Source organism: Streptomyces sp. WAC 06738, from assembly GCF_003945505.1.
Lineage (GTDB): Bacteria > Actinomycetota > Actinomycetes > Streptomycetales > Streptomycetaceae > Streptomyces.
Map to the genome: position 1 here is coordinate 2519967 of NZ_CP029618.1, position 26388 is coordinate 2546354.

The following is a 26388-nucleotide window of genomic DNA, read 5'->3' on the forward strand; positions in this document are numbered from 1 at the left end:
GCGTGCGGATGCGCGAGCGGACGGCGTGGGGGGACAGCCGGGCCGGGCGCACGGGGCCTGTGTGCGCCCGGCCCGGCTGAGCTGACCGGACGGGGTGGTCCTGGTGTGGTACGCCCCCGTCCTCGCCTCGCGGAAGGAGGTGCAAGTCTTGAATCGTGGGAGCGCTCCCAATCTCCCGAAGGGTTATGCACGTGTCAACCCTCCGGACAGAAGTCGCCCCGGAGCCGGGGCAGTTGCCTGCAACGCGCCGGCAGGACGGCCCGTACCCACGCGGACGGGGCGGGCCCGGCCGGGCCCGCCCCGCGTCACCTTCCGGCGCCGGGCGGCGGAGCCGCCCGGACCGCCCGCACCGCCCGGGTCACCCCGAGGCGCGGACCACCAGCTCGGTCGGCAGCACCACGTGCCGCCCCTGCGTGGCTTCCTTCGCGTCGATACCGTCCAGCAGCACCCGCACCATCGCCCGCCCCATCTCCTCCGTGGGCTGGCGCACGCTGGTGAGCGGCGGGTCGGTGTGCCGGGCCACCGGCGAGTCCTCGAAGCCGACGACCGCCACCTCGTCCGGCACCGTACGGCCCGCCGCCCGCAGCACCTGGAGCGCGCCGGCCGCCATCACGTCGGAGGCGGCGAAGACCGCGTCCAGCGCGGGCCGCCGCTCCAGCAGCTCCTGCATCGCCCGCCGGCCGCCCTCCTCGGTGAAGTCCCCGACCGCGACCAGACCGGCGTCCTCCGCCCGGCCCGCCTCCTTCAGGGCCTGACGGTAGCCCTCCAGCCGGCAGCTCGCGACGTACATGTCGGAGGGGCCGGTGATCGTCGCGATCGCCGAGCGCCCGCGGCCGATCAGATGCTCGACGGCCGCCTGCGCGCCGCCGGTGTTGTCCGAGTCGACGTACGGCACGGCCTCGCCCGCCGCCCGCCGGCCGTTGAGCACCGCCGGGAGCCCCATCGCCGCCAGCATCTCCGGCAGCGGGTCGCCCTCGTGCACGGAGACCAGCAGCACGCCGTCGACCCGGTCGGCGCTGAGATACGCCGCCAGCCGCTCCCGCTCCCGTGGCGAGCGGATGAGCGTGAGCAGGAGCTGCTTGTCCGTCTCCGCGAGCTCCGCGCTCACCCCGCGGACGATGTCCGAGAAGTACGGCTCGGAGAAGAGCCGGGTCTCCGGCTCCGGGATCACCAGCGCGACCGCGTCCGCGCTCCCGGCCGCGAGCGCCCGCGCCGCGCGGTTGGGCACGTAACCCAGCTCCGCGACCGCCCGCTCGACGGCGGTCCGCGCCTGCTCGCTGACCTGGTCCGATCCGTTGATCACCCGGGACACCGTCCCCCTGCCCACCCCGGCTCGCGCGGCGACCTGCTCAAGCGTCGGCCTGCCACCGCGCCCGCCGCGCGCCACCGGCGTACGCCGATCCCTGACCGCCATTCCACCCTCCCGCGTTATGGCTGTCTGCTGACTGTCCGATTCTCGCCCCCGGCCCATGTCCACGGACCGCGCAGAAGCTAACAGCCGCGTAACGGGAGCCAGTCGAGATGTCCGGTCCCTTGACACCCCCTCGCCGACAGGCCACCCTTCAACCAATCACTTCTGGGAGCGCTCCCACTCTACTCGACCCATAGAGAACCCGCACGAAAGCCCGCCCGAGCCGCCACTCCCGATCCCCCTCGTAGACCTCCGGCAGGAGCGGCACGCGTCAGGGCGCTAGGAGGATGCAGTGCGCAGTTACCGCACGACCCGACGGGCCGTGGGCCTTTTGGCCGCAGCCGCTCTGGGCACCGGGTTGCTCAGCGCGTGCGCGAGCGATGACGAAGACGGCGGCTCGAAGGCCGGCTCCGAGGACGGAGGCGGCGGCAAGACCACCATCACGATGGGACTCTTCGGCACCTTCGGCTTCAAGGAGGCCGGGCTCTACGACGAGTACGAGAAGCTCAATCCGGACATCACCATCAAGGAGACGGTGATCGAGCGGAACGAGAACTATTACCCGCAGTTGCTGAACCACCTCACCAGCGACAGCGGCCTGGCGGACGTCCAGGCGATCGAAGTCGCCAACATCGCCGAGATCGTCGACACCCAGGCCGACAAGTTCATGGACCTCTCCGAGGTGAAGGGTGTCTCCGAGGGGGACTACCTGCCCTGGAAGTGGCAGATGGGCTCCACCGCCGACGGCAAGCTCGTCGGCCTCGACTCCGACATCGGCCCGATGGCCGTCTGCTACCGCAAGGACCACTTCGAGGCGGCCGGACTGCCCACCGACCGCGACGAGGTCTCGAAGCTGTGGGAGGGCGACTGGCAGAAGTACCTCGACGTCGGCCGCGACTTCCAGAAGAAGGCCCCCGACGGCGTCGCCTGGGCGGACGCCGCCGGCGGCGTGTACAACGCGGCCGTGTCCTCCAACGAGACCCGGTACTACGACGAGGACGGCGAGGTCATCTACAAGGACAGCCCGGGCGTGCAGGAGTCCTGGGACATCGCCTCGACCGCCGCGGAGGAGAAGCTGACGGGCAACCTTCAGCAGTTCACCAAGGGCTGGGACCAGGCGATGAGCAACGGCGACTTCGCCACCGTCTCCTGCCCGCCGTGGATGCTCGGCTACATCGCCGACAAGGGCGGCGAGAAGGCCAAGGGCAAGTGGGACGTCGCTCAGGCGCCCGTTCCCGGCAACTGGGGCGGTTCCTTCTTCGGCGTCCCCGAGGCGGCGGAGAACAAGGAGGAGGCGGCCGAGTTCGTCGCCTGGCTCTTCGCGCCCGAGCAGCAGGCCAAGCTCTTCGCCGAGCGCGGCAGCTTCCCCAGCACCCCGTCCGCGTACGAGATGGACTCGGTGAAGAACGCCACGAACGAGTACTTCGGCGACGCCCCGATCGGGGAGATCTTCGCCGCTGCCGCTGAGGGCACCCCCGTTCAGATCATCGGCCCGAAGGACCAGGTCATCGCCGAGAACATCGCCAACGGGCTGCGGCTGGTCGAGCAGGGCAAGGAAGACGCCGACGGTGGCTGGGACACGACCGTCGACGCGGTGGACAACGCGCTGGACCAGTGAGACGGGAATCATGACCCAGACAGGTTCGACCGCGGCCGCGCCCCCCTCTGCGGAGGGGGGCGCGGCCCCGCCCGCGCCGCGGGCCGCGGCCCGCGACCCGCGGAAGACGTGGCGCAGCAGGCGCTACCGGTGGGACGCCAAATTCAGCCCGTACGCCTTCATCTCGCCGTTCTTCCTCTTCTTCGTCGCGTTCGGCCTCTTTCCGCTGCTCTACACCGCGTGGGCGTCGCTGCACCGGGTGGAGCTGACCGCACCCACCGACATGGAGTGGGCCGGCCTGCACAACTACAGCCGGCTGCTGGAAGACGACTTCTTCTGGAACTCGCTGTGGGTCACCTTCGTCCTCGCCGTGATCTCCACCGTCCCGCAGTTGCTCATGGCGCTCGGTCTCGCGCACCTGCTCAACTACAAGATGCGCGCCTCCGCCTTCTTCCGGGTGGCGATGCTGGCGCCGTACGCCACCAGCGTGGCGGCGGCGACGCTGGTCTTCGCCATGCTCTACGGCCGCGACTACGGGGTGATCAACTGGGTGCTGGGGCAGTTCGGCGTCGGTGAGATCGACTGGCAGGCCGGCGACTGGACCTCACGGATCGCCGTCGCGAGCATCGTGATCTGGCGCTGGACCGGCTACAACACCCTGATCTACCTGGCCGCGATGCAGGCCGTGCCCCAGGACCTCTACGAGTCGGCCTCGCTCGACGGGGCGTCCCGCTGGAAGCAGTTCCTCCACGTCACGGTCCCGTCGCTGCGGCCCACGATCCTCTTCACCGTCGTGGTGTCGACGATCGGTTCCGTGCAGCTCTTCGGCGAACCGCTGCTCTTCGACGAGACGAAGGGAGCCACCGGCGGCGCCGACCACCAGTTCCAGACGCTCGGTCTCTACATGTACGAGCAGGGCTGGCGCAACCTGCACCTGGGCAGGGCCGCGGCCATCGCCTGGGTGATGTTCCTGATCCTGGTGGTGATCGGCGTCGTCAACGCCCTGATCGCACGCCGTCTGCGGAAGAGCTGAAGGAGAGCTCATGGCACTGCTCAAGACGGAAGCTCCCCCGGCGGCCGCCCGCCGCCGACGCCGGCCGCGGGCCGGCGAGGCCGGCGGGCAGCAGCGGGCCGGCAAGCTGACGTACGCCATCCTGGCGCTCTTCACGGCCATCTCGATCGGCCCGCTCGTCTACACCGCGATCGCCGCCTCCCGCACCAACGCGCGACTGGCGGAGACGCCCCCGCCGCTCTGGTTCGGCGGCAACCTCTTCTCCAACATGGAGACGGCGTGGACCGACGCCAACATGGACCTGGCGCTGCTGAACACCACCATCGTGGCCGCATCGGTCGCGGCGGGCACCGTGCTCTTCGGCACCCTGGCCGGGTTCGCCTTCGCCAAGCTGCGGTTCCGCCTCAAGAACCTGCTGCTGCTGCTCGTGATCGGCACCATGATGGTGCCGCCGCAGCTCAGTGTCGTGCCGCTGTACATGGCGATCGCGGAACTCGGCTGGATCGACCAGTTGCAGACCGTCATCCTGCCGTTCCTGGTGAGCGCCTTCGGCGTGTTCTTCATGCGGCAGTACCTGATCCAGGCGCTGCCGACCGAGCTGATCGAGGCCGCCCGGGTGGACGGCGCGAGCAGCGTGCGGGTGATCTGGCACGTGGTCTTCCCCGCGGCGCGGCCCGCGATGGCCGTGCTCGGGATGCTCACCTTCGTCTTCGCCTGGAACGAGTTCTTCTGGCCGATCATCGCCCTCACCCAGGAGAACCCGACCGTGCAGGTGGCGCTCACGGGGCTGCCGCGCGGCCATAACCCCGACCAGTCCGTGATCATGGCGGGTGCCCTGCTGGGCACGCTGCCGTTGCTGCTGCTCCTGCTGCTCTTCGGCAAGCAGATCGTCGGCGGCATCATGCAGGGCGCGGTCAAGGGCTGATCCGGCCGTGCCCACCCGTATCCGCGGCCCGCCGCGACCACCGTCAGGGAATCCTCGCGACCCGACCCACCTGTCCACGACGTTCGTCACTGCCGAGATTGGGAGCGCTCCCAGATGTCCGACACCACCGCCACCTTCCCCGAGGACTTCCTGTGGGGCACGGCCACCGCCGCGTACCAGATCGAAGGCGCCGCGCGGGAGCACGGCCGCACCCCCTCCATCTGGGACACCTTCTCGCACACCCCGGGGAAGACCGCGGGCGGCGACACCGGGGACGTCGCCGTCGACCACTACCACCGGCGCACCGAGGACGTCGAGCTGATGGCCGGGCTCGGCGTCGGGGCGTACCGCTTCTCCGTCTCCTGGCCGCGCGTCCAGCCCACCGGCCGCGGGCCCGCCGTGCAGCGCGGGCTCGACTTCTACCGGCAGCTCGCCGACGAGCTGCTGGCGGCCGGCATCAAGCCGGTGCTCACGCTCTACCACTGGGACCTGCCGCAGGAGCTGGAGACCGCGGGCGGCTGGCCGGAGCGCGATACGGCGCACCGGTTCGCCGACTACGCCCGCCTCGTCGGCGAGGCCCTCGGCGACCGCGTCGAGCTGTGGACCACGCTCAACGAGCCCTGGTGCAGCGCGTTCCTCGGCTACGCCGCCGGGGTGCACGCCCCCGGCCGCACCGACCCGGTCGCCGCCCTGCGCGCCGCGCACCACCTCAACCTCGCGCACGGCCTCGCCACCGACGCGCTGCGCACCGTGCTTCCCGCCCGCGCCCAGGTCTCCGTCAGCCTCAACCCGGCCGTCGTCCGGCCGCGTACGGACTCCGAGGCGGACCGCGACGCCGCCCGCCAGGTCGACGCGCTGGCCACCCGCATCTTCACCGGGCCGATGCTCGACGGCGCGTACCCGCCCGATCTGCTGGACGACACGGCGCGGCTGACGGACTGGTCCTTCGTACGGGACGGAGACCTGCCGCTGATCAACCGGCCGCTGGACTCGATCGGCCTCAACTACTACACGCCCACCGTGGTCTCCGCCGTCTCCGGCGACGCCAGGCCCGAGCGCGCCGACGGCCACGGCGGCGGCGCGCAGTCCCCCTGGCCGGCCGCGGACCACATCGCCTTCCACCAGCCGCCGGGCGAGCGCACCGCGATGGGCTGGACCGTCGACCCGACGGGGCTGACGGAGCTGCTGCTGCGGTTCACCGCCGACGCGCCGGACCTGCCGCTGTACATCACCGAGAACGGCGCGGCGTACGACGACAAGCCGGAGCCGGACGGCTCGGTCCACGACCCGGACCGCATCGCGTATCTGCACGGGCACATCGGCGCCGTGCACCGCGCGATGGCCGAGGGCGCGGACGTGCGGGGCTACTTCCTGTGGTCGCTGCTGGACAACTTCGAGTGGGCGTACGGCTACGGCAAGCGGTTCGGCGCGGTGCACGTGGACTACACGACGCAGCGGCGCACGCCGAAGTCCAGCGCCCGCTGGTACGCGGACGTGATCCGCACGGGGGCGCTGCCCGCGGCCGGCCTCTGACGGAGGCGCGACGGCGCCCGGCCGGCCGGGGCTTCGGCAGACGGGGGCTTCGGCAGACCGGGGCTTCGGCAGACGGGGCGCCGCGGACCGGCGCCCGGGGCCGGGCGACGAGACGGGCGCCCGCCGGACCGGCGACCGGCGGGCGCCGCATGGGGAGGGCGAGGGCCGTCCGGCCCGGACGGAGGCCGCCGCGTGACGGGCGGTGGCCTGCGGCCGGCGCGACGGGCCGGCGCCTTTCAGGGGCGGAGGCCGCCGCCCGCGCTACGCGCGCCGCGCACCCGCGCCCGCGCCCGCGGCGGCCGCCGTCCCGTCCCCGTCCCCCGCGCCGCCCGCCGCCGGGCCCTCCGCCGCCCGGCCGCGCCGCCGCCGCACCACCCGGTGCCGCTGCCGGCGCCGCTCGCCGTCCGCAGCGGCGGGCCCGGCGCCCAGCGCCAGCCAAAGCCGTATCTCCGCGCCGCCCAGCACCGACCGGCCGATCCGCACGTCCCCGCCCGTGGACTCCGCGACCCGCCGCACGATGTCCAGACCCAGCCCCGTCGACCCGGGACCGCCCTGCCCCTGCCCGCGGGCGAGCGCCGCCTCCGGATCGCGGATGCCGGGTCCCGCGTCCGAGGCGAGCACGATCACGGCGTCGCCCGCGTGGTGCACGTCGACGGAGAAGTCCGTGCCCTCCGGGGTGTGCCGGAAGACGTTGCCGATGAGCGCGTCGATCGCGGCGACCAACTCGGCGCGCGCCACCGGCACCTGCGCCGGCCGGTCGACCCCCGCCAGCCGGGCGGACCTGCGCTCGTCCTCCGCCAGCGCCGACCAGAACTCCATCCGCTCCCTGATGACCGCCGACACGTCGCAGCCGGCCACCGCCGCCGCCTGCGGCCCCGCGGGCCGGCCGCGCTGCTCGCGCACGGTGGCGATGATCTGGTCGATCTCGCGCTCCAGTTGGGCCACCGCCTGCCGGGTCTGCTCGGCGGCGCCGCTCTCGCCCAGGGAGGCGGCGTTGAGCCGCAGCACGGTCAGCGGGGTGCGCAGCCGGTGGGAGAGGTCGGCGGCCAGCTCGCGCTCGTTGGCCAGCAGCAGCGCGACCTGGTCGGCCATCGAGTTGAACGCCACGGCCGCCGAGCGCAGTTCGGAGGGCCCCGACTCCTCGACCCGGACGCCGAGCTTCCCCTCCCCCAGGTCGTGGGCGGCGCCCGCGAGCCGGCGCGCGGGCCGCACCATCCGGGTGCCGAGCCGGTCCGCGACGGCGACCGAGCCCGCGATGAGCGCCAGGCCGACGCCCGCCAGCACCAGCCACGCCAGCGCCACGCCCTCGGTCAGCTCCCCCGCGGGCACGAACACCTCGACGACGGCGACCCGGTCGCCCTCGACGGCGATGGGCTGGAGCAGCGCGTGCCCGCCGGCGACGGCGACGAGCAGCGACGTGCCCGCGCCCGAGGCGCGCTCCACGTCGGCCGCGCCGGCGCGCGGCTCCCCGATCCGTACCGCCGACATGCCCGCCGCGCTGCCGCGCGGCACGTGCACCGCGATCCGCCCGCCCGCGCCGGCCTCGGTGCTGCCCACCGCGCGCTCCAACTGCTCGGCGTCGGTGGTGATCGCCAGCGCCGGGCCGATGCCCGCCGCGATCCGCTCGGCGTTGGTCAGCGCCCGGTCGCGGGCCATCTCCTTGACGACGAGCCCGAGCGGCACGGCGAAGGCGACCACGACCATCACCGTGACCGCCAGGCACACCTTGACCAGCGCCCACCTCATGCGGGCGGGATCCCGGCCGGCGGGTCGAGCTTCACGCCGACGCCGCGCAGGGTGTGCAGATAGCGGGGCCGCGCGGCGGTCTCGCCGAGCTTCCGGCGCAGCCAGGACAGATGGACGTCGATGGTCTGGTCGTCGCCGTACGACTGCCGCCACACCTCGGAGAGCAGCTCCCGCCGCGGTACGACGACGCCGGGCCGCTCGGCGAGGAACGCCAGCATGTCGAACTCGCGCCGGGTCAGGTCCAGCTCGCGGCCGTCCAGCTCCGCGCTACGCCGCCGCAGGTCGATGGCGAGGCCGCCGACGCGCAGTTGCCGCGGCGGCGGGGCGGCGGCGGTGCGGCCGCCGGCGCGCCGCAGCACGGCGCCGAGGCGGGCCTGCAGATGCTCGACGGAGAACGGCTTGACGAGATAGTCGTCGGCTCCGTCGTTGAGGATGCGGACGATCTCGGACTCGTCGTCCCGGGCGGTGGCGACGATGACCGGCACGTCGGTGAGGCCGCGGAGCATCTTCAGCGCCTCGGCGCCGTCGAGGTCGGGCAGCCCGAGGTCGAGGATCACGACGTCGAACCCGTGGTGCGCGACCTCGCGGAGCGCCTCCAGCGCCGTGCCGACGCTGCGCACGGTGTGGGCGGCGTCGGTGAGATGCCTGATCAGCGCGGAGCGCACGAACTGGTCGTCCTCCACCAGCAGCACACATGCCATGTCCGGCAACGTACGCCAAAAGCGCGGTGTGCGCCGCCCCGCCTCCGCCCGCCTGTGGACAACCGGCCGCAAGCGGTTCCGGGCGGGGTGCGGCACCGCGGGGGCGGGTGCGGCAGGATAGGGCTGATGCGTCGAAGGCTTGTGCACGCGCTCGCGTGGACCCTGGCGACACTGGCGGCCGTAACCGTGTCGTGGTTCGGGGTCAGGCTGGTGCTGGACAGCACGTCCGACCGGCCGCACACCGTGCCGCTGTCGGGCCGCGCGCCGTCGTCGCCGCCTCCTCTGGTCGGCACGGCGACGGAGCGGCCCCCGCCGGCCTCCCCGACGCCGGAGCCGGAAACCCCGTCGGCGCCGGAGAGTTCGCAGGATCCGCCGGAGCGCGAGCGGCGTACGGCGAGCCCCGAGGGCACCGTGGGGGCGGAAGAGGGCCCGGGGGACGCGGGGCGGCGGGACCGGCCTGCGGCGACCGCGACGGGGGACGTGCAGACGTATCCGGTGGCCGGCGGGCGGGTGACGTTCGAGATGGCCGCGGACTCCGCGGAGTTGGTGTCGGCGACGCCGGACGCCGGGTGGCAGATGCAGACGTGGGAGCAGACGACGTGGATCCGCGTCGACTTCGTCGCGGACAACGGGCGGACGTCGGTGATCTGCACGTGGCACGACGGCCCGCCGCGGGTGGAGACGAACGAGTACGCGACCTGAAGGACCCGGACACGTCCTCCGCTACGTGAACACCCCGGGCGGCGGCGCCGGCGACTCGGTCGCCGTGGCGTCGGTCACCGGCCGGGCGCCCGCCGCGAAGTCCCGGAGCGCGCGGCCGTGTTCGACGCGGCCGGGCTGCGGGTCGGTGGCCGCCCTGCGGGTCAGCTCGCCGACCGGCAGCGGGACGGCGGAGGCGAGGAGCACGGCGTTGCCGAAGCGCCGCCCGCGCCAGACGGCGGGGGCGGCGACGACGCACAGCTCGGGGAAGACCGCGGCGGCGGTGGCGATCTGCGCCCGCAGGTACGCGAGCGGCGGCCCGTCGGCGAGGTTGGCGGCGTAGACCCCGCCGGGGCGCAGCACCCTGCGCACGGAGCCCAGGAACTCCGTGGTGGTCAGGTGCGCGGGCGTGCGCGCGACGTGGAAGACGTCGCCGATGATCAGGTCCGCCCAGCCGTCCGGCATCCTGGCCAGCACGGCGCGTGCGTCCCCGTGCCGCACCCGGATCCGCGCCCGCTCGGGCAGCGGCAGTTCGGCGCGTACCAGCGCGGTGAGCCTGCCGTCGATCTCGACCGCCTGCTGGACGGAGCGGGGGCGGGTGGCGGCTATGTAGCGGGGGAGGGTGAGCGCGCCGCCGCCGAGGTGGAGGACCTGCACGGGGCGGCCGGCGGGGGCGACGAGGTCGGCGGCGTGGCCGAGGCGGCGCTGGTACTCGAACGTCAGGTGCGCGGGGTCGTCGAGGTCGACGTGCGACTGCGGGGCGCCGTCGAGGAGCAGCATCCAGGCACGCGGGCGGTCCGGGTCGGGACGCAGTTCCGCGGTGCCGCCGTCCACGTCCACCACGACGGGGCTGCGCCCGCCGCGCGACCTCTGCCTGGCCACGGGCCCAGTATCCCCCGCCCGGGCCCCGGGCGCGCTCCGCGGGGGTACGGGGCGGTCGGCCCGGGGTCAGAAGCGGTCGGCGGCCTCGATCGTACGGGCCGCCTCGCAGAGCGCCGCCGCGAGCAGCACCGGGTCCGTCACCGGCGCCGCCTCCTCCGGCGGCACCAGCCAGTACGTCCCCGCCACCGGCTGCGCCGCGAGCCCGCGGCGCAGCGTCGGGGTGCACGCGCTGCCGGGCAGGTCCCAGCGCGCCGCCGTGCCCGGCGGTACCAGGAAGCCCAGGGTGTCGACGCCGCCGTCGTGCAGCACGGGCCCGACGGCCGTGCGCAGCCGGAGGATGTCGACCGCTTCGAGGCCGTGTCTGGCCGGGACGGTGACCAGGTCACACGGGTCCGCGGCGGCTCTCGTACCGACAGTGGTCTCCCCGCCGGTGTCCGGCACAGGAACCCCTCCTCATCCAGTCCCCGTCGTGGTTCCCCCGGTCCTCTGCCCATCCAACGCCAGGACCGCGTCAACGGCACGGGGTGAAGTCGCCGCAAAGGATGGCGTTTTATAGCGGATCGGGGGCGAGGGGACCCGCGGGTCGGCAGACTCTGCGTGGCGGCGCACGCACCGCGGGTGCGAGCGGGCCGCCGTGCGGCGCCGCCCGTGGAGCGCATCGGTGGCCGACCGGGGGTCGCGGCACGGGCGTCGCCGAGCAGCAGCAGGGTCGAGCAGCAGCAGGGAGGAAGAGCGGACGTGGCCGCCCCACCGGACCGATTGCGTCCCAACGCCGCCTTCCGCGCGCTGCGCGGCAGCCGGTCACCGGGCGAGTTCGCCGCCTCGGTGCGGCGGGCCGCGCGGGAGATCGGCGAACAGGTCTCGTGTGACGCGCGCTACGTGGGCCGCGTCGAGTCCGGCGAGATCCGGTGCCCCAACTACGCGTACGAGCGCGTGTTCCTGCACATGTTCCCGGGGCGCTCGCTGGGCGATCTGGGCTTCGAGCCGCGGGCGGCGGTACGGGGCCGAAGGGCGCGCGGCAGCAAAGATGCGCCCCCGCGCACGTCCATGCGCCCCACGCCTCCGGAAGGGCCGGCGGAGCACTCCCCCGCCGCCTCCGCGGCCGGGGGGCCGCCGCCGCTCCCGCCCTTCCCGGCGCTGCCGCCCGCCCGGCCCCGTACGCCCGAGTTCCCCGAGGCCGCCGTGGCTGAGGCGGTACGCCGCATCCGGCTGCACGACGACCGGCACGGCGCCGACGACCTCTACGCCCGCGCCTGCTGCACCCTGCGCACCGCCCGCGCGCTGCTCCCCGAGACCGTCCCGCGCCCCGGCTCCGACGCCGAGCGGCTGCACGCCGCGGCCGGTGAGCTGGCACTCTCCGTCGGCTGGCTGGCCCACGACTCCGGCCGCTACGCCGACGCCCGCTCGCACTACGCCGAGGCCCTCGCCACCGCCCGGCTCGCCGACGACCCCGCCCTGGAGGCGCACGCCTTCTCCAACACCGCGTTCCTGGCCCGCGACACCGGCCGCGCCCACGAGGCCGTACGCGCCGCCCAGGCCGGCCGCCGCGCCGCCGCCGCGGCCGGCTGCGACCGGCTGCGCTCGCTGCTCGCCGCCCGCGAGGCCGGCGGCTGGGCGCTCCTCGGCGACCCCGCCGCGACCCGCGAGGCGCTGACCACGGCGGGCGACCTCTTCGCGCGGGGCGCGGCGGACGGGTGCCCGGAGTGGATGTCCTTCTACGGCGAGGCCGAGCTGACCGGCCTGGAGGCCCAGTGCTGGGCGGCGCTCGGCGACCACACCCGCGCCGCCGAGTGCGCCCGCCGCGCCGTGCTCCTCCAGGACCCGCACTTCGCCCGCAACACCGCCCTGTTCACCGCGGAACTGGCCGCGGACCTCGCCGCCGCGGGCCGGCCGGACGAGGCCGCCGCCGCGGCCGGCGGCGCGCTCGCGCTCCTGGAGGAGGTGCGTTCCACGCGCGTACGCGCCATGCTCGACGCCACCGCGGAGAGACTGCGGCGCTGGTCAGGCAGGTCCGAGGTGGACGCGTTCCTGACGAACCCGGGGCTGATTTCCGCCTGATCCGGCAACTCCAGGCAACCTTTCCGGATCATTCCGCGTCTTTCTTGCTCCCTCCACCGTTCGGTGGAGGTCGCATCCACCAACCGGTGGAGGGATATACATCGTGCGGTGGGCTGACGTACACCGTACGGTTGTCCGTGGGCCACGTGGGGCGGCCCGGAGCGGGGAAGCGGAGACGGAGTGCCTGGACCATGCGACTGAGGCAGCGTTGGTGGACGGAGCTGTTGCTCGTCGTCGTGGTGTACATGGCGTACTCGGCGGGGCGGCTGCTGGCCCGCGGCGACGTGACCATGGCGGTCGACAACGGCCTCGCGCTGCTCGACATCGAGAAGACCCTGCACATCAACTTCGAGGACCCGCTCAACAGACTCTTCACCGCGCACGCGGTGCTCGGCGTCCCCGCCGACTTCATCTACGCGTCCCTGCACTACGTCGTCACGCCCGTGGTCCTGGTGTGGGTCTGGCTCCGCCACCGCGTGCACTACCGGCGCTACCGGACCTGGCTGCTGCTCTCCACCGTCGTCGCGCTCGTCGGCTTCATCCTCATGCCGACCTGCCCGCCGCGGCTGCTGGACCCGGCGTACGGGTTCGTCGACACGATGGCGCAGTACTCGTCGTACGGCTGGTGGGGCGGTGAGGCGAGCGCACCGCGCGGCCTCGGCGGGCTGACCAACCAGTACGCGGCGATGCCCAGCCTGCACGTCGGCTGGGCGCTCTGGTGCGCGGTGGTGCTGTGGCGGCACGCCCCGTACACGCCGGTCCGGCTGCTGGGCGTCGCGTACCCGCTCGTGACCACCATCGTGGTCATGGGCACCGCCAACCACTACTTCCTCGACGCGGTCGCGGGCGCCGCCGTCATGGGCCTCGGCTGGCTGCTGCTGCGCCCGTCGCTGCGCGCCGCGGACGGCATCCGCCGCCGGGTCTACCGGCTCGCCTCCCGCGTCAGCGGCACGCCCGCGGGCGGCGGCGTGGTCGCCGCGGGCGGCCCGCGGCCCGGCGACCCGGACGGCAGCGACGTACCGGCCGACGACCGCGCGCCGGAGAAGGTCCGCACGGGCGGGGGCGGCGCCCCGGGAGACGAACCCGAAGCGCCCCACATCCCGAGCCCGCGCGCCACCCACGAGAACCCGGGCCCCGGCGACCCGCCGGCGCCGTCGGGCGGCAGACGGGCGCCGGTGGAGCAGCGCGGCAGCGCGGCACAGGTGATGTGCAGGAGACTCGCGTACTGACGCGCGGCGGGCGCGGCGGCTGACGGTGCCGCGCCCGGTACGCCCGTACGCGAAGATCCGCCGGATGCGCCGCGCGCGCCCGGCACCGGCGGGGATCGCGACAGGGCAGCGGCGGACCGCCGCGGCGCCGCTCCCGCCCCGCGGGCACCCCCGGTGTCGGTGGGGCGTGCCAGACTGCGGCGCGTGGAACGTACGACCGCTACGGGCGACTTGACCCCCGCCCACGCCGACGCCCCCACCGCCGGGCCCGGGACGGAGCCGGCGCCCGGACCCGCGCTGCGCCGCCGGCTCGACGCGCTGCGCGGCGCGGGCGTCGAGGCGCGCGCCCTGGACGCGCGGGCGCTCGCCGCGCTGGCGGCGAACCCCGGGTGCCGCCGCCGGACGCTGCTGGACGGCGCCGGGATCGACAAGGGCGCGCTCGCCGAGGCGCTGGGCAGACCGGCGCCGTTCGGCCAGTCGCAGTTCGCGTTCGCCCGCGGCAACGCCTTCGAGGCCCGTATCACCGCCGACGGCGGCGCCGAGTTGCTGAGCCTCCTCGCCGAGCGGACCGGCGAGGTCCCGCCCGAGCCCGCCGCGGTGCACGTCCCCGACCTGGCCGCCCCCGGCCCCCGCGGGCGTACGGAGCGCACCCGGCTGGCCATCGCCGAGGCGGTGGCGGCGGGCGGCTGGACGCTGCTGCGGCACCCGATGGTCAGCCTGGAGGTCGCGGGCGCGCCGGTCTACCTGGAGCCGGACGCGGCGGTCGTCGGGCCCGACGGGCGCTGCACGGTGGCCGAGATCAAGTCCTTCCCGATCCTCGACGGGGCGGCGGACCCGGCGAAGGTCGGCGCGGCGGCCCGGCAGGCGGCGGTGTACGTGCTGGCGCTCCAGCCACACTGCGAGGTCCACCACGACGTGCTGCTGGTCTGCCCCAAGGACTTCTCCAACCAGCCGGTCGCCGAGCCCGTCGACGTGCGCAAGCAACTGGCCGCCACCCGCCGCCAGCTTGCCCGCCTCACCCGCCTCGAAGCGATCGCCGCCACCCTGCCCGCGGACCTTACCCTGGACGTCCGCCAGCCCCCGCCCCGGCTGATGACGGCGGTGGAGTCGGTGCCCGCCGCGTACGCCCCCGAGTGCCTGGCGGCCTGCGAGCTGGCCTTCCACTGCCGCGCGCGAGCCCGCGAGCGGGGCGACGTGACCGCCCTGGGCCGCGGCGTGCGCGGCGACCTGGGCGGCCTGCGCACGGTGGCGGAGGTCGTGACGGCTGCGTCGGGCGGGGCACCGCGGGCGGGCGGCGCAGACGCCGAGGAGGGTGCGGCGGAAGCAGGGCGGCCCGCCGCGGGGCGCGCCGCTGCCGCGCGGGCGGTGGCGCCGGAGGTGGACCAGGCGGGCCCGTCCCCGGAGGATCCCGCCGTGGCCGCGTTGCGGCGGGCCGCCGTGCTGCGCGCGGAGGCGCTGGCCGCCGCCGAAGGGGGCGGCGGCGCATGAGTCTCATGGTCACCCTTGCGCGGGCGGAGGCCGTGGTCGCCGGGCGGGCCACCCCGCTGGCGACCGTGCGGCACCGGCATCTGTCCGACCGGCCGCTCGTCCTCGTCCCGATGACCGCCGCCGGCGAGGCCGCCGCCCCGCTGGGCGCGCTCGTCGGCTGCGACCGCGACCGGCCGCGCCTCCTGGTCGTCCCGCAGCCGCGCGACCGCGACCTGCGGTTCGCGTTCCTGGCGGAGCTGGCGGCGGAGGTGCTGCCGTACGTCGAGTCGTACGCGGAGGACGGCGAAACCGGCGGCTCCGGCGAGTCCGGCGGCTCCGGCGAGTCCGGCGGCTCCGGCGACACTCCCGGCGACGACGAGCCCGCGGAGCCCGTCCAGGAGCCCTGTGCCGACGCCGCGCAGCTCCTCGTGCCCAGCCGCGCAGGCATCGAGTACGTGCGCCTCCTCGGCCGCTCCATGCGCTTCCGCAGGACCGCCGAGGACGACCCGGACACCCCGCACCCCGCGCCCCCGCGCGTGCCGCTCCTCGGCCGCTGGCTGTCGCACTACGGCGAGCGCGCCCGCGTGCCCGGCGCCTCGCTGCTGCTGCCGGCCACGGAACTGCTCGCCCGGCACTGGGCCACCGGCCAGAGCACCGTCGAGGACCAGCACCTCGGCGCCCTGCTCGCCTGGATCACGGACGGCGCGGCGGCCGCGGAGCGCGCGGAGACCGGCCGCGACGCCGAGGGCCAGTTGCTCGTGCCCCCGGCGGGACCGGCCACCGACCCCGCGTTCGACAACAGGCTCCTCGCCCCCGCCATGGCCCGCTTCGACCGCGCCCGCGCCGAGGGCGACCCCGCCGCGGTGCGGGCCGCGGAAGAGACCGTCGCCCGGCTCGTGGAGAGCCGGCTGCGGCCCACGTGGGACGCGGTCTGGCGGTCGTACGATCTGCTGCGTGCCCTCCCCGAGGGCGCGCACGTGCCCGGCCGGTGGCTCGGCGACAGGTGGTCCTTCACCGCCCACCGCGACCGGGTGCGCGCCGGGGAGCCCCCGCAGCCGCGCCGCGACGACGCGGTGACCGCCGCCCGCAAGCTGGCCCAGCGCGAGCGCGCGCTGGCCGAGCTGGACGCCCAGGAGGCGCTGGACGACCCGCTGACGATGGCGGAGCGGCGGCTCGCGGGGCAGGCGTTCGTGTGCCGTACGGAATCGGTGGAGATGGCGTACTCCGAAGGCCGCCGCCCGATGCCCCGGCCGCTGGTCACCGTCGCCACCGACGACGAACCGCACCTGGAGGACGGCGGCAAGGTCTACCGCGAGCTGCCCGGCGGCCGCACGCAGCGCGCGCTGGTCGCCGGGTACGGGGACGGGCGCGTCACCGTGCAGTTGCAGGACGGCATGGGCCGCTCGCGCACCCCCGCGGAGGGCTCGGTGCCGGAGCCGGGCGACCGGGTGGTGTGGACGCTCTTCGAGCACACGGCCCGCCGCGGCCCCGCGCTGCCGGAGCCGGAGGACACCCCGTGGACGCACGGCAGCCCGGCGGCGCGGGCCGCGGAGGAGCCGGACCGGGTGACGGCGGAGGACTTCCTGTGACGACGGAGCCGAGGACGGGCGCGTACGGGCGCGCGGAGAGCACCCGGAGCGCGGCGGACACACCCGCGGCGGGCGGGACGGTGGCAGAAGCGGGCGGCCCCGCGGAGGCGTCCGGTGCCGAGCAGCGCGCCCGCGCGCACGCCCCCGAGCCCCGCACCGCGGCCACACGCCCCCCGGGTCCGGCCGCACCCCAGCACCACGGCGCCGACCCCGCCACCGCCGCCCGGGCCGCCACCGAGGCCATCCTCCGCGACACCCTCGACGGCTCCTCCCGCGGCGTCCTGGTCGACTCCCCGCCCGGCGCCGGCAAGTCCACCCTGGTCGTCCGCGCCGCCCGCGAGCTGGCCGCCGCCGGCCGCAGGCTCCTCCTCGTCGCCCAGACCAACGCGCAGGTCGACGACCTCGTCGACCGCCTCGCCCGGGAGGAGCCCGACCTGCCCGTCGGCCGGCTGCACAGCAGCGACCCCCGCCCTTACGACCCCGTGCTCGACGGCCACGAGCACGTGCGTACCGCCACGAGCCTCGCCGATCTCGCGGGACTCGGGGTCATCGCCTCCACCGCCGCGAAGTGGGCGTATGTCGCCGCGGCCCGGGCGAAGGAGGCCGAGGGCGCGGAGCGCTGGGAGCACGCCATCGTGGACGAGGCGTACCAGATGCGCTCCGACGCGCTGCTCTCCGTCGCCGGGCTCTTCGAGCGCGCGCTCTTCGTGGGCGATCCCGGGCAGCTCGACCCGTTCAGCGCGGTCGGCGCCGAGCAGTGGTCGGGCCTGGCCTGGGACCCGGCGGCCAGCGCGGTGACGACACTGCTGGCGCACCACCCGGGGCTGCCGCAGCACCGGCTGCCGGTGTCCTGGCGGCTGCCGGCGTCGGCCGCGCCGCTGGTGTCGCGGGCGTTCTACCCCTTCACGCCGTTCCGCAGCGGTACGGGCCCGGGTGAGCGGCGGCTGGCGTTCGCGGAGCGGTCGGACGGGTCGGGCGCCGACCGGGTGCTGGACGAGGCGGCGGCGAGCGGCTGGGGGCTGCTGGAGCTGCCCGCGGCGCACACGCCGCGGACCGATCCGGAGGCGGTGGCGGCGGTGGCGCGCGTCGTGCGGCGGCTGCTGGAGCGGCGCGGCACGACGGCCTCGGAGCGCGGCGAGGGCGAGCTGACGGCGGACCGGGTCGCGGTGGGCACGGCGCACCGGGACCAGGCCGCGGCGGTACGGGCCGCGCTCGCGCGGACGCTGCCCGCGGAGTCGGCGGACGCGGTGACGGTCGACACGGCCAACCGGCTGCAGGGCATGGAGTTCGACGTCACGGTGGTGCTGCACCCGCTGTCGGGACGCCCGGACGCGACGGCGTTCCACCTGGAGACCGGGCGCCTGTGCGTGCTCGCCTCGCGGCACCGGCACGCGTGTGTCGTGGTGTGCCGTGCGGGCGTGCCCGAGCTGCTGGACGAGCACCCCTCGACGGAGCCGGTGCAGCTCGGCGCGGTGGTCAAGTTCCCGGACGGCTGGGAGGCCCACCAGGCGGTCCTGGCGCACCTGGCGGACCATCGCGTACGGGCGTGAGCGCCGGCCCGGCACGCGCCCGTACGGGCGGTCCCGCGGCGCCGCGCGCGGGCGGGGTTGCGCGGCGGGGGAGAATGGGCGGTGGCACAGAGGCAAGTGGAGGACCCCTATGACGGAGCCGGACCCGGCTCGGCCAGGCCGGACGGAGCAGCCGCGCACCCCGCGGCGGCCCGCCGCGCTGCTCTTCGAGCCGCCGCTCGCGGAGCCCGACGCGGAGCACTTCTTCGGCCTGGAGTCGATCGAGGACCCCCGCGAGCTGCTGGCCCGCGCCACCGACCTCACGCTGGCCTTCCGGGCGGCGACCGACCGGGCCATCGAGTACCAGGCGATGGCGGCGGCGCAGCTCGCCGACCCCAAGCGGTTCGACCGGCTGACGCCGGAGGCGATCGCGGAGCGGGCGGACTGGACCGAGGACTACGCGAAGCGGATGGTCGAGTACGGCCGCGACCTCCTCGCCGAGGGCGGGGCGGGCTCTCCGGCGGAGGGCTAGAGGCCGTCGGAGAGGGAACGCCGTCCCTCCGGCACGCGTACAAACCGCCGCAGAGTACTCTCCCCTCCGCCGACTTGTCCCTGGTTCCGCGGATCTGTACGGGGGCGTGCGGCAGCGCGCGTAGATGTGGTTTCCATGAACCGTCACGCATCGGACACTCCCGCCAGCGACGTGACTCCCGCCGGCGCCGACTGGCTCGCCTCCGCCAGCCCCTTCCCGCGCAGCGTGCACGCGCTGTGGTCGCAGCGCCCCGCGGCGCCCGCCGTGCTGCCGTGCGGCGGCGCCTTCGACGTGGTGAGCTTCCCCGCACTGCCGGGCCGCCGGGTGCTGGAGCTGCTGTGGACGCAGGGCGCGGGCAGCGGCCCCGCCGCGGCCGTACGCGACCGGACGCTCCTCTTCACCGCCCCCGGCACCGCCGCCCGGCTGCCCGCCCTGCTCTCCTGGGAGGAGTGGCGCCCCGGGCTGCCCCCGGCGCTCTGCCACGGGCCGGGCGACGCGGTCACGCTGCCGCCGGTCTACGGGCGGCGCGAGGGCGCCGGCGCGGGGGCGGCGCGCTGGCTGGTCGCGCCGGAGGTGCGGTTCCCGTGGCTGCCGGGTCCGAAGGAGCTGCTGTGGGGGTGCGTACGGGCCGCGGTGGCCGCTCCCGAATACCGATTTTCGATCTCCGGGGCCCGGGTGCTAAGGTCGACCACGTCGACAGGCGCCGTTAGCTCAGTTGGTTAGAGCAGCTGACTCTTAATCAGCGGGTCCGGGGTTCGAGTCCCTGACGGCGTACAGCACGCAAGACCGTCGACCCGGGCGCCTTCGGATCTCTGAAGGCGCCCGGTCCGCGTTCCGGGCCGGATCCCGCCGCGGCCCCGCCGCCGGTCACCCCCGCTTCGCCGCGCCCCGCACGACCCGTACGCCCCAGCCCCCGTCCGCGGTGCGTCCGGTGACCTCCACGCGTACGCCCTCGCGCTTCAGCTCCAGGCTCTCGCCCTCGCCCAGCGGGGCGTCGGCGAGCGGCGGGTAGACGGAGGTGTCGTGGCAGGCGGCGGTGCGGGGGTGGCCGTCGACGACCTCGACGGGGCCGCCGCCGGAGTCGGTGCCGGTGTGGACGCGGTAGACGAGGACGCCCTCGGTGCAGGCGTGCCGGTCGTTGGCGTAGCGGCCGCGGGCCTCGACGGCGACGGCGGTGGTGGCGCCGGTGGGCACGACGACGAGCCGGGTGTCGCGCCGCAGGACCGCCGCCCCCTTCCCGTTCCCGCCCCGCTCCCGGGGCTCCCCCGCCCCGTTCTCCGCTTCCGTCTCCGTGGTGCCGCGCGGGGGCGTCTGCGGGCTCGTGGGGGCGGAGAGCGCGTGCAGCGTGAAGCGGTCCGACCCGGGGTTCGCGGCGCAGCCGACCTGGTCGTCCCCGAGCCAGCCGAGTTTCCACTTGTGCCAGCCGAAGGGGTCGGGCGCCAGCCCGAACTGGCTGCCCATGAGATCCCAGTCGCCGACGTGGGTGTCCCAGTCGGCCCGGCCGTCGAGCGGCCGGTGGTAGAGGTCGGGGAGGTCGAAGACGTGGCCGGTCTCGTGGGCGAGGACGTTGCGGTCGGGCGGGTGCTGCTCGAAGACGGTGACGATGCGGTGCAGGTCGGTGCCGTCGGCGCGCATCGGGGTTTCGAAGTTGACCACCTTGGTGGCGTCGGAATCCACGCCGGGGGCATCCGGGTCGGCGACAAGATAGACCACGTCGTAGTCACGGAAGTCCACTTTCCGATCGGCCGCGGACACCGCGTCGTTGAGGAAACGGCTGCGCGCCGTCGGGTCCCAGTCGCGGGCGATGCCGTAGGACAGGGAGTCCGACGGCATGCGTATCCACCGCTCGCGCGCGTCGACCCGCAGCCGGAACTGCCCGTACGAGGCCCGCTCGAAGAACTCGGCGGTGGCCGGGAAGTGGTCGCCGGTCAGCTCGTCCGGGGAGGTCAGCGGCTCCGAATCGGGGAAGGAGAGATACACCATCACCGCGTCGAGGGTCTTCTTCGGCCGCGGGTACGCCGGGTCCCAGCCGGCGATCCCCTCCGAGTGGTGGGCGGCGGTCCGCTCCAGCGCACAGGGGTGTCCCGGCTGGGCGCCGACCGGGTCGGCGATGAGGGAGGTGGCCATGACGGCGGAGAGCGACGTCGCCACGGCGGCGGCCCGGTGCAACGCGCGCGACTGGTCCTGTTCCACAGGGGGTATGGATGGGTGGGCCACATCGACCTCATCGGCTCGGAAGAGTAGGGAACACAGCCCACTTTGTTCGTGTTTGTTCCCGCCCGTCCTGTTCCAGTGCCCCACACGAGTGAGTCCGGGGCGGGACGAGAGGGGAGATCAGGAGCATGTGCGGGTAACACAAAGTCACATCTGGTCATTCGCCCGGCAGGAGGCGGCCATGTGCGATCACTCCCGGCCCCATCCGGCTCAGCGCTTTCCGCGCCGTAGCGGCGTCACTGGATCGACACAGCCGGTAGCCCTATGATCGGGCACATTTCCAGCGCTGTGGCTCTGCAGCGGCGGAGCCGAGCGGTCCCCACGGGCGGGAGCGAGCGGTGAGCGTATCTCTCGAAGGGCCGGGCTGCGGGCCCGGGACCTCACTCCAGGCGGTCACGGAACGTCACCTTCCCGCGGGCGCGTCCGTGGACGACTTCCGCGCCGCCTTCGACGGGGCACAGCTCGCGATGGCCGTCGTGGGCGGCGACGGCCTCGTACGGGCCGCGAACAGCCGGATGCAGGAGCTGGTCGGCGCCGGCGAGAGCGGTCTCACCGGCGCCTCGGCGGCGGAGCTGACCGGGCTGCGCGACGAGCCGTGGAGCTGGGCCGGCTTCGTGGACGTCCTCCAGGGCAGGCGCGCCTCCCTGCGCTGTACGCGGCGGATGAAGGATGCGGGCGGCCGGTCGCTCTCGGTCGAGATGACCCTCACCCCGCTCTCCGGCGGGCGGGCGCTGCTGTCGCTCTCGGACGTCACCGAGCAGCGCGAGCTGCGCGCGAAGCTGCGCCATCTGAAGATGCACGACCCGGTGACCCGGCTGCCGAACCGGGAGCTGTTCTTCGAGCGGCTCACCGGCGCGCTCCAGGAGGCCAGGCAGGAGGAGGAGCCCGCGGCCGAGCACGGCGGCGCCGGCCGGGGCCGCGGACAGGGCGGATCCCGTACGCGCACGAGGGCGGCGGCACCCGCGCCGGGGGCGGCGGGGCGCGTCGGTCTCGCCTACCTCGACCTCGACGGCTTCAAGGCCGTCAACGACACCCTCGGCCACCGCGTGGGCGACCGGCTGCTCGCCGCCGTCGCGCGCCGGCTGGTGGCCTGCACCGCGGAGGCGGGCAAGGCCGAGAAGCACGGCATCACGGTCGCCCGGCTCGGCGGCGACGAGTTCGCGGTGCTGGTGGCCCGCTCCGCCGGTACGGAACAGCTCGGCGAGCTGGCGCAGCGGCTGCTCGACGCACTCCAGGAGCCGTTCGACCTCGCCGGGCAGCGGCTCGCGGTCTCGGCGAGCATCGGCGTCGTCGAGCGCGCGGCCAGCGGGCAGACGGCCACGGCGCTGATGCAGGCCGCCGACACCACGCTGTACTGGGCGAAGGCCGACGGCAAGGCCCGCTGGACCCTCTTCGACCCCGAGCGCAACGCCCACCGGATGACCCGGCAGGCGCTCTCCTCCACGCTGCGCCCCGCCATCGAGCGCGACGAGTTCACGCTGGACTACCAGCCGCTCATCGACCTCGGCGACGGCAGCGTGCGCGGCGTGGAGGCGCTGGTGCGCTGGCAGCACCCGAAGCTCGGCACCCTGACGCCGAATCGGTTCATCGGACTGGCCGAGGAGAACGGCGCGATCGTGCCGCTGGGCCGCTGGGTGCTGGCCACCGCGTGCCGCCGTGCGGCCGGCTGGCGCCGGCTGCGCCCCGCCGACCCGGTGTTCGTCAGCGTCAACGTCGCCGTGCGGCAGGTGTGGGACTCCGACCTGGTCGCCGACGTGGCGCAGATCCTGGAGGAGACGGGCCTGCCGCCGCGGCTGCTGCAACTGGAGCTGACCGAGTCGGCGGTCATGGGCTCGGCAGGCCGGCCGCTCCAGGCGCTCCAGGAGCTGAGCGAGATGGGCGTCGGCATCGCCATCGACGACTTCGGTACGGGCTACTCCAACCTCGCGTACCTCAGCAGGCTGCCGGTCTCCGCGCTGAAGCTCGACGGATCGTTCGTCCGCGGCTTCAGCTCCGCGGAGCACCCGAGCCCGGCGGACGAGACGATCGTCGAGGCCCTGGTCGACCTCGCGCACCGGCTGGGGATCAGCGTCACCGCGGAGTGCGTGGAGAGCGGCGAGCAGGCCGAGCGGCTGCGCCGGATCGGGTGCGACACGGCGCAGGGCTGGTTCTACTCCCGGGCCGTGCCGGCCGAGCGGGTGGAGCGGCTGCTGTAGGACGGCCGGAGGGCGTCGCCTTCCGGCCGTCGCGTACGTCCCGCGCCCGGCTCGTACGCCCGTCGTCCCGGCGCGTACGCCCCCGGGCGCGCGCCGTCAGCCCCGGGCGCCGAAGAGCCGCCCCAGCGCCGGCTCCGTCGCCCGGCGGCCCAGGAGGCGCAGGCCCTCCCAGACCGTGACCTGGTTCGCCGTGAGCACCGGCTTGCCGAGCGCCGCCTCCACCTCGGCGACGTACGCCGCCGTGTGCAGCGCCGTGTCCGGCAGCAGCACCGCCTGCGCGTCCGGGTGGTCGCCCGCGCGGGCCAGCTCCAGCACCTCGTCCCTGGCCCAGGTGCCCACCTCGGCGGCGGTGATGATCCCGCTGCCCCGCGTCGACGTGACCTCGGCGCCGCCCGCCTTCAGGAACACGGCGAAGAGCTCCGCCACGTCCTCCGGGTACGTCGCCGCCACCGCCACCCGGCGCACCCCCAGCTCCGCCACCGCGCGCGCGAAGGCGAAGGACGTGCTGGAGGCCGGCAGCCCCGCGGTCTCGGACAGCTCGGCCACCTGCCGCGCCGCGCCCTCGGGACCGTAGACGAAGCTGGCGCTGGTGCACGCCCAGACCACCGCCTGCGCGCCCTGGGCCTTGAGCTGGTCCACGCCCGCGGCCAGCCGGGCGGCGGAGCCCATCTCCAGCAGGGCGTCGACGCGGTGGGCGTCCTCGCCGATGTCGGTGTGGACGAGCGGCAGCGCGGTCTCGCCGCCGAGCATGTCCTGGATGCGGGGGTAATCGTCCTCGGCCGAGTACCCGGGGTAGAGGAAACCGACGGTCGCGGTCGCCCTGGCGTTCTGCTGCACACTGCCTCCCTACGTGAACGTGCGTATGCCGGCGTGGGCGGCTCCCCCACGCCGGGTCTCGGTGTGTTTCCCGCGCCGGCCTACGCCGGCCACTGCCCGGGATCGTCCGGCCAGATCGGCTCCGCCGCGTCCACCGCGTCGGCGTCCTGTGCCTGCGCGGAGCCCGCCAGCGCCGCCTCCGGCGGGGGCGGCGGGGCGGCGATCTCCGCGGGCGGCGCGGGGACCTCGGGCGGCCCTCCCGCCGGCTCCGCCGACAGCACCGTGACGTCCGGGAGCACGGTGGCGTCCGGCGGCGGCATGGACGCCCAGCCGAGCCGTGCCGCCGGGTCCAGCAGCGCCTGGTAGGGACCCACGGCGTCCTTGCCGATGCGCTGGAGGGCTTCCCAGACGGTGACCTGGTTCGCGGAGAGCACCGGCATCCGCAGCTCCGCTTCGAGCTGGGGGATGACGTCGTACGTCGGCAGGTTGGTGCAACTGATGAACAGCGCGTCCGGCGAGCCCTGCGCGACCGCGATCCGCGCCATCTCGACGACCTGCCGGTACGGCACCCGCCAGATGTGCCGGGTCAGGCCGAGGCTGGCGCGCCCCGTGACCTCGACGCCGCCTTCTTCGAGGAAGTCCTCCAGAGCTCCGGTGACGGACGGTGTATACGGCGTGACGATGGCGGTGCGACGGGCACCGATCTCGTTCAGCGCCGCGAGCATGGCCCCGGATGTCGTCAGCGCCGGCACCGCGGCGGCGGACGACATGGCGGCCGTCATGGCACGCTCGCCCATGCGGCCGTCGGCGAAGCTGCCGGACGCACACGCGTAGGCGATGACCTCGGGGGAGACGGCGGTCAGGGCCCTGACCGCCTCGCGCAGGGTCTGGTGCTCACTCACGAGTCTGGCCAGGTCGAGGCTGACCTCGACGGGGACGTAGGGGGTGCGCGTCAGATGCAGGGACACATCGTCCGGTACCCATCGCCAGAGCTCACGGTCGAGCGCGAAGTCAAAAGGGGCTACGACACCCACACCACGCTGTGGCTGTGGTCCGCCCAGAAAAGAGACGTCCATGAGGATGCCCCGTTCGTACGGAGGGCTGGGGGAAGGTAAAACATCTGGAGCAGCCGGTGAGCGACCGGGACGCAGTGACAGATGCGGTTATTGACGAAGGTAGAGGCACACCCCTAGCGTGGTCAATCCTCGCATCTCCGACGTTTTTGCGCCTTCTCTCTTCAGGCTACATCCGGTGACGGAATGAGTACTGCCCCCGCCACCGGGCCCCATTTCAGCAGTGCCACATTGCGGGACGGTTTCCTTCCTATGTCCGAAATCCGCGTGCTCGTCCTCGACGACGACCCGCCGCCCGACCTGGACCGGCTCCGCGGCCGGGCCCACGTGATCAGCACGGACGAGGACGGCCTCGCCGAGCTGCTGCCCTCCGCCGACGTGGTGCTGGTGTGGAACTTCACCTCGCCCGCGGTGCGCAGGGCCTGGCCGGGACCGGGCCCGCGGCCCGGATGGGTGCACACCCCGAGCGCCGGGGTCGACCATGTGCTCTCCGCCGAGTTCGCCGCCTCGGACACGGTACTGACCAACGCCCGCGGCGTCTTCGACCGTCCCATCGCGGAGTACGTGGCCGGGCTGGTGCTGGCGATGGCCAAGGACCTGCCGGGCACCTGGGAGCGGCAGCGGCAGCGCCGCTGGCAGCACCGCGAGACGCTGCGGCTCGCGGGGACCCGGGCGGTGGTGGTGGGCGCCGGGCCGATCGGGCGGGCCATCGCGGAGACGCTGGGTTGCCTGGACGTGCGTACGGAGCTGGTGGGCAGGACCGCGCGCGAGGGCGTACGCGGCCAGGCGGAGCTGCCGGCGCTGCTGGTGGAGGCCGACTGGGTGGTCTGCGCGGCGCCGCTGACGGAGGAGACCCGCGGGATGTTCGGCAGCGACGCCTTCGCGGCGATGCCGGACCGGGCCCGGTTCATCAACGTCGGCCGCGGCCCGCTGGTCGACACCACGGCGCTGGTCGCGGCGCTGGAGCAGCAGGAGATCGCGGCGGCCGCCCTGGACGTCTTCGAGAACGAGCCGCTGACGCCCGAGGACCCGCTGTGGGAGGTCCCGGGGCTGTTCGTCTCGCCCCACATGAGCGGCGACATCGTGGGGTGGCGCGAGGCGCTCTCCGAGCAGTTCCTGGAGCTGTTCGACCTGTGGGAGGCGGGCCGGCCGCTCTTCAACGTCGTGGACAAGCAGCTCGGGTACGTACGGTGACGCAGAATGCGGAGAAGGTGACGGAGAC

The 26388-nt window shown here is 74.8% G+C and carries 22 protein-coding genes and 1 tRNA gene; 15 read left to right on the forward strand and 8 right to left on the reverse strand.

Annotated elements, in window-relative coordinates:
- Window positions 1-358 precede the first annotated feature (358 nt).
- Window positions 359-1414 (reverse strand): LacI family DNA-binding transcriptional regulator, encoded by a 1056-nt coding sequence (locus DMB38_RS10530; protein ID WP_125934949.1) that lies wholly within the window; start codon window positions 1412-1414, stop codon window positions 359-361.
- A gap of 442 nt (window positions 1415-1856) precedes the next feature.
- Between DMB38_RS10530 and DMB38_RS10535 the strand changes: the two genes are divergently transcribed.
- From DMB38_RS10535 to DMB38_RS10550, 4 genes are all read left to right on the forward strand, one after another.
- Window positions 1857-3029, forward strand: a complete 1173-nt coding sequence (locus tag DMB38_RS10535) for an ABC transporter substrate-binding protein (protein WP_125934950.1) — start codon at window positions 1857-1859, stop codon at window positions 3027-3029.
- A gap of 10 nt (window positions 3030-3039) precedes the next feature.
- A complete protein-coding gene (locus DMB38_RS10540; RefSeq protein WP_125934951.1) occupies window positions 3040-4041 on the forward strand; it encodes a sugar ABC transporter permease in 1002 nt (333 codons plus the stop codon).
- A 10-nt stretch (window positions 4042-4051) separates the two neighbouring features.
- Window positions 4052-4945 carry a carbohydrate ABC transporter permease gene (locus DMB38_RS10545; RefSeq protein WP_125934952.1) on the forward strand — a complete coding sequence of 298 codons (894 nt, stop codon included), beginning with the start codon at window positions 4052-4054 and terminating at the stop codon, window positions 4943-4945.
- A 114-nt stretch (window positions 4946-5059) separates the two neighbouring features.
- Window positions 5060-6478: a GH1 family beta-glucosidase gene (locus tag DMB38_RS10550; RefSeq protein WP_125934953.1), complete on the forward strand. Its 1419-nt coding sequence runs from the start codon at window positions 5060-5062 to the stop codon at window positions 6476-6478.
- A gap of 261 nt (window positions 6479-6739) precedes the next feature.
- Here DMB38_RS10550 and DMB38_RS10555 read toward each other — a convergent pair whose 3' ends face one another.
- The gene (locus tag DMB38_RS10555; protein ID WP_240662112.1) at window positions 6740-8224 is read right to left on the reverse strand and encodes a HAMP domain-containing sensor histidine kinase; all 1485 of its coding nucleotides are present in this window, start codon (window positions 8222-8224) and stop codon (window positions 6740-6742) included.
- Entirely contained in the window at window positions 8221-8925 is a 705-nt protein-coding gene (locus tag DMB38_RS10560; RefSeq protein ID WP_125934954.1) for a response regulator transcription factor, read from the reverse strand. The genes DMB38_RS10555 and DMB38_RS10560 overlap by 4 nt, the downstream gene beginning before the upstream one ends.
- A gap of 141 nt (window positions 8926-9066) precedes the next feature.
- On the opposite strand from DMB38_RS10560, the gene DMB38_RS10565 reads away from it, so the two are divergent.
- Entirely contained in the window at window positions 9067-9627 is a 561-nt protein-coding gene (locus DMB38_RS10565; RefSeq protein WP_125938938.1) for a hypothetical protein, read from the forward strand.
- Between the two features lie 21 nt (window positions 9628-9648).
- On the opposite strand, the gene DMB38_RS10570 is transcribed toward DMB38_RS10565, so the two are convergent.
- Window positions 9649-10467 carry a fused MFS/spermidine synthase gene (locus DMB38_RS10570; RefSeq protein WP_125938939.1) on the reverse strand — a complete coding sequence of 273 codons (819 nt, stop codon included), beginning with the start codon at window positions 10465-10467 and terminating at the stop codon, window positions 9649-9651.
- A gap of 105 nt (window positions 10468-10572) precedes the next feature.
- Window positions 10573-10947 (reverse strand): hypothetical protein, encoded by a 375-nt coding sequence (locus tag DMB38_RS10575; RefSeq protein WP_125934955.1) that lies wholly within the window; start codon window positions 10945-10947, stop codon window positions 10573-10575.
- Between the two features lie 318 nt (window positions 10948-11265).
- On the opposite strand from DMB38_RS10575, the gene DMB38_RS10580 reads away from it, so the two are divergent.
- The 8 genes from DMB38_RS10580 (at window position 11266) to DMB38_RS10615 (ending at window position 19642) form a co-directional block, all read left to right on the forward strand.
- On the forward strand, window positions 11266-12564 hold the full coding sequence (locus DMB38_RS10580; protein ID WP_125938940.1) for a tetratricopeptide repeat protein: 1299 nt from the start codon (window positions 11266-11268) through the stop codon (window positions 12562-12564).
- 191 nt (window positions 12565-12755) lie between these two features.
- The gene (locus DMB38_RS10585) at window positions 12756-13793 is read left to right on the forward strand and encodes a phosphatase PAP2 family protein (protein ID WP_240662114.1); all 1038 of its coding nucleotides are present in this window, start codon (window positions 12756-12758) and stop codon (window positions 13791-13793) included.
- Window positions 13794-14069: 276 nt separating this feature from the next.
- Entirely contained in the window at window positions 14070-15260 is a 1191-nt protein-coding gene (locus DMB38_RS10590; protein ID WP_240662685.1) for a hypothetical protein, read from the forward strand.
- Entirely contained in the window at window positions 15257-16828 is a 1572-nt protein-coding gene (locus tag DMB38_RS10595; RefSeq protein ID WP_206337675.1) for a hypothetical protein, read from the forward strand. Before DMB38_RS10590 ends, DMB38_RS10595 begins: the two co-directional genes overlap by 4 nt.
- A 242-nt stretch (window positions 16829-17070) precedes the next feature.
- Window positions 17071-18378 (forward strand): AAA domain-containing protein, encoded by a 1308-nt coding sequence (locus DMB38_RS10600; protein ID WP_240662686.1) that lies wholly within the window; start codon window positions 17071-17073, stop codon window positions 18376-18378.
- A 109-nt stretch (window positions 18379-18487) separates the two neighbouring features.
- Window positions 18488-18868: a hypothetical protein gene (locus DMB38_RS10605; RefSeq protein WP_125934956.1), complete on the forward strand. Its 381-nt coding sequence runs from the start codon at window positions 18488-18490 to the stop codon at window positions 18866-18868.
- A 135-nt stretch (window positions 18869-19003) separates the two neighbouring features.
- The gene (locus DMB38_RS10610; protein ID WP_125934957.1) at window positions 19004-19591 is read left to right on the forward strand and encodes a bifunctional DNA primase/polymerase; all 588 of its coding nucleotides are present in this window, start codon (window positions 19004-19006) and stop codon (window positions 19589-19591) included.
- Window positions 19569-19642: transfer RNA gene (locus DMB38_RS10615), tRNA-Lys, on the forward strand. The genes DMB38_RS10610 and DMB38_RS10615 overlap by 23 nt, the downstream gene beginning before the upstream one ends.
- A gap of 93 nt (window positions 19643-19735) precedes the next feature.
- Here the strand turns inward: DMB38_RS10615 and DMB38_RS10620 are convergent.
- Window positions 19736-21061, reverse strand: coding sequence for a M6 family metalloprotease domain-containing protein (locus tag DMB38_RS10620; protein WP_125934958.1), 1326 nt, complete (start codon window positions 21059-21061; stop codon window positions 19736-19738).
- A 446-nt stretch (window positions 21062-21507) separates the two neighbouring features.
- Here DMB38_RS10620 and DMB38_RS10625 point away from each other — a divergent pair, with 446 nt between their 5' ends.
- Window positions 21508-23277 (forward strand): EAL domain-containing protein, encoded by a 1770-nt coding sequence (locus DMB38_RS10625; RefSeq protein ID WP_125938945.1) that lies wholly within the window; start codon window positions 21508-21510, stop codon window positions 23275-23277.
- A gap of 96 nt (window positions 23278-23373) precedes the next feature.
- Here the strand turns inward: DMB38_RS10625 and DMB38_RS10630 are convergent, their stop codons facing one another.
- Both DMB38_RS10630 and DMB38_RS10635 read right to left on the reverse strand, forming a co-directional pair.
- Window positions 23374-24114: an aspartate/glutamate racemase family protein gene (locus DMB38_RS10630; RefSeq protein ID WP_125934959.1), complete on the reverse strand. Its 741-nt coding sequence runs from the start codon at window positions 24112-24114 to the stop codon at window positions 23374-23376.
- A gap of 80 nt (window positions 24115-24194) precedes the next feature.
- Window positions 24195-25169: an aspartate/glutamate racemase family protein gene (locus DMB38_RS10635; RefSeq protein WP_164715958.1), complete on the reverse strand. Its 975-nt coding sequence runs from the start codon at window positions 25167-25169 to the stop codon at window positions 24195-24197.
- 249 nt (window positions 25170-25418) lie between these two features.
- Here DMB38_RS10635 and DMB38_RS10640 point away from each other — a divergent pair, with 249 nt between their 5' ends.
- Window positions 25419-26360 (forward strand): D-2-hydroxyacid dehydrogenase, encoded by a 942-nt coding sequence (locus tag DMB38_RS10640; protein ID WP_125934961.1) that lies wholly within the window; start codon window positions 25419-25421, stop codon window positions 26358-26360.
- Window positions 26361-26388: the final 28 nt, after the last annotated feature.

Excerpts from the sequence above, each read along its gene's own strand:
- DMB38_RS10530 (WP_125934949.1), bottom strand. The coding sequence starts at position 1,414 with ATGGCGGTCAGGGATCGGCGTACGCCGGTGGCGCGCGGCGGGCGCGGT.
- DMB38_RS10535 (WP_125934950.1), top strand. The coding sequence starts at position 1,857 with ATGGGACTCTTCGGCACCTTCGGCTTCAAGGAGGCCGGGCTCTACGAC.
- DMB38_RS10540 (WP_125934951.1), top strand. The coding sequence starts at position 3,040 with ATGACCCAGACAGGTTCGACCGCGGCCGCGCCCCCCTCTGCGGAGGGG.
- DMB38_RS10545 (WP_125934952.1), top strand. The coding sequence starts at position 4,052 with ATGGCACTGCTCAAGACGGAAGCTCCCCCGGCGGCCGCCCGCCGCCGA.
- DMB38_RS10550 (WP_125934953.1), top strand. The coding sequence starts at position 5,060 with ATGTCCGACACCACCGCCACCTTCCCCGAGGACTTCCTGTGGGGCACG.
- DMB38_RS10555 (WP_240662112.1), bottom strand. The coding sequence starts at position 8,224 with ATGAGGTGGGCGCTGGTCAAGGTGTGCCTGGCGGTCACGGTGATGGTC.
- DMB38_RS10560 (WP_125934954.1), bottom strand. The coding sequence starts at position 8,925 with ATGGCATGTGTGCTGCTGGTGGAGGACGACCAGTTCGTGCGCTCCGCG.
- DMB38_RS10585 (WP_240662114.1), top strand. The coding sequence starts at position 12,756 with ATGCGACTGAGGCAGCGTTGGTGGACGGAGCTGTTGCTCGTCGTCGTG.
- DMB38_RS10595 (WP_206337675.1), top strand. The coding sequence starts at position 15,257 with ATGAGTCTCATGGTCACCCTTGCGCGGGCGGAGGCCGTGGTCGCCGGG.
- DMB38_RS10605 (WP_125934956.1), top strand. The coding sequence starts at position 18,488 with ATGACGGAGCCGGACCCGGCTCGGCCAGGCCGGACGGAGCAGCCGCGC.
- DMB38_RS10610 (WP_125934957.1), top strand. The coding sequence starts at position 19,004 with ATGAACCGTCACGCATCGGACACTCCCGCCAGCGACGTGACTCCCGCC.
- DMB38_RS10635 (WP_164715958.1), bottom strand. The coding sequence starts at position 25,169 with ATGGACGTCTCTTTTCTGGGCGGACCACAGCCACAGCGTGGTGTGGGT.
- DMB38_RS10640 (WP_125934961.1), top strand. The coding sequence starts at position 25,419 with ATGTCCGAAATCCGCGTGCTCGTCCTCGACGACGACCCGCCGCCCGAC.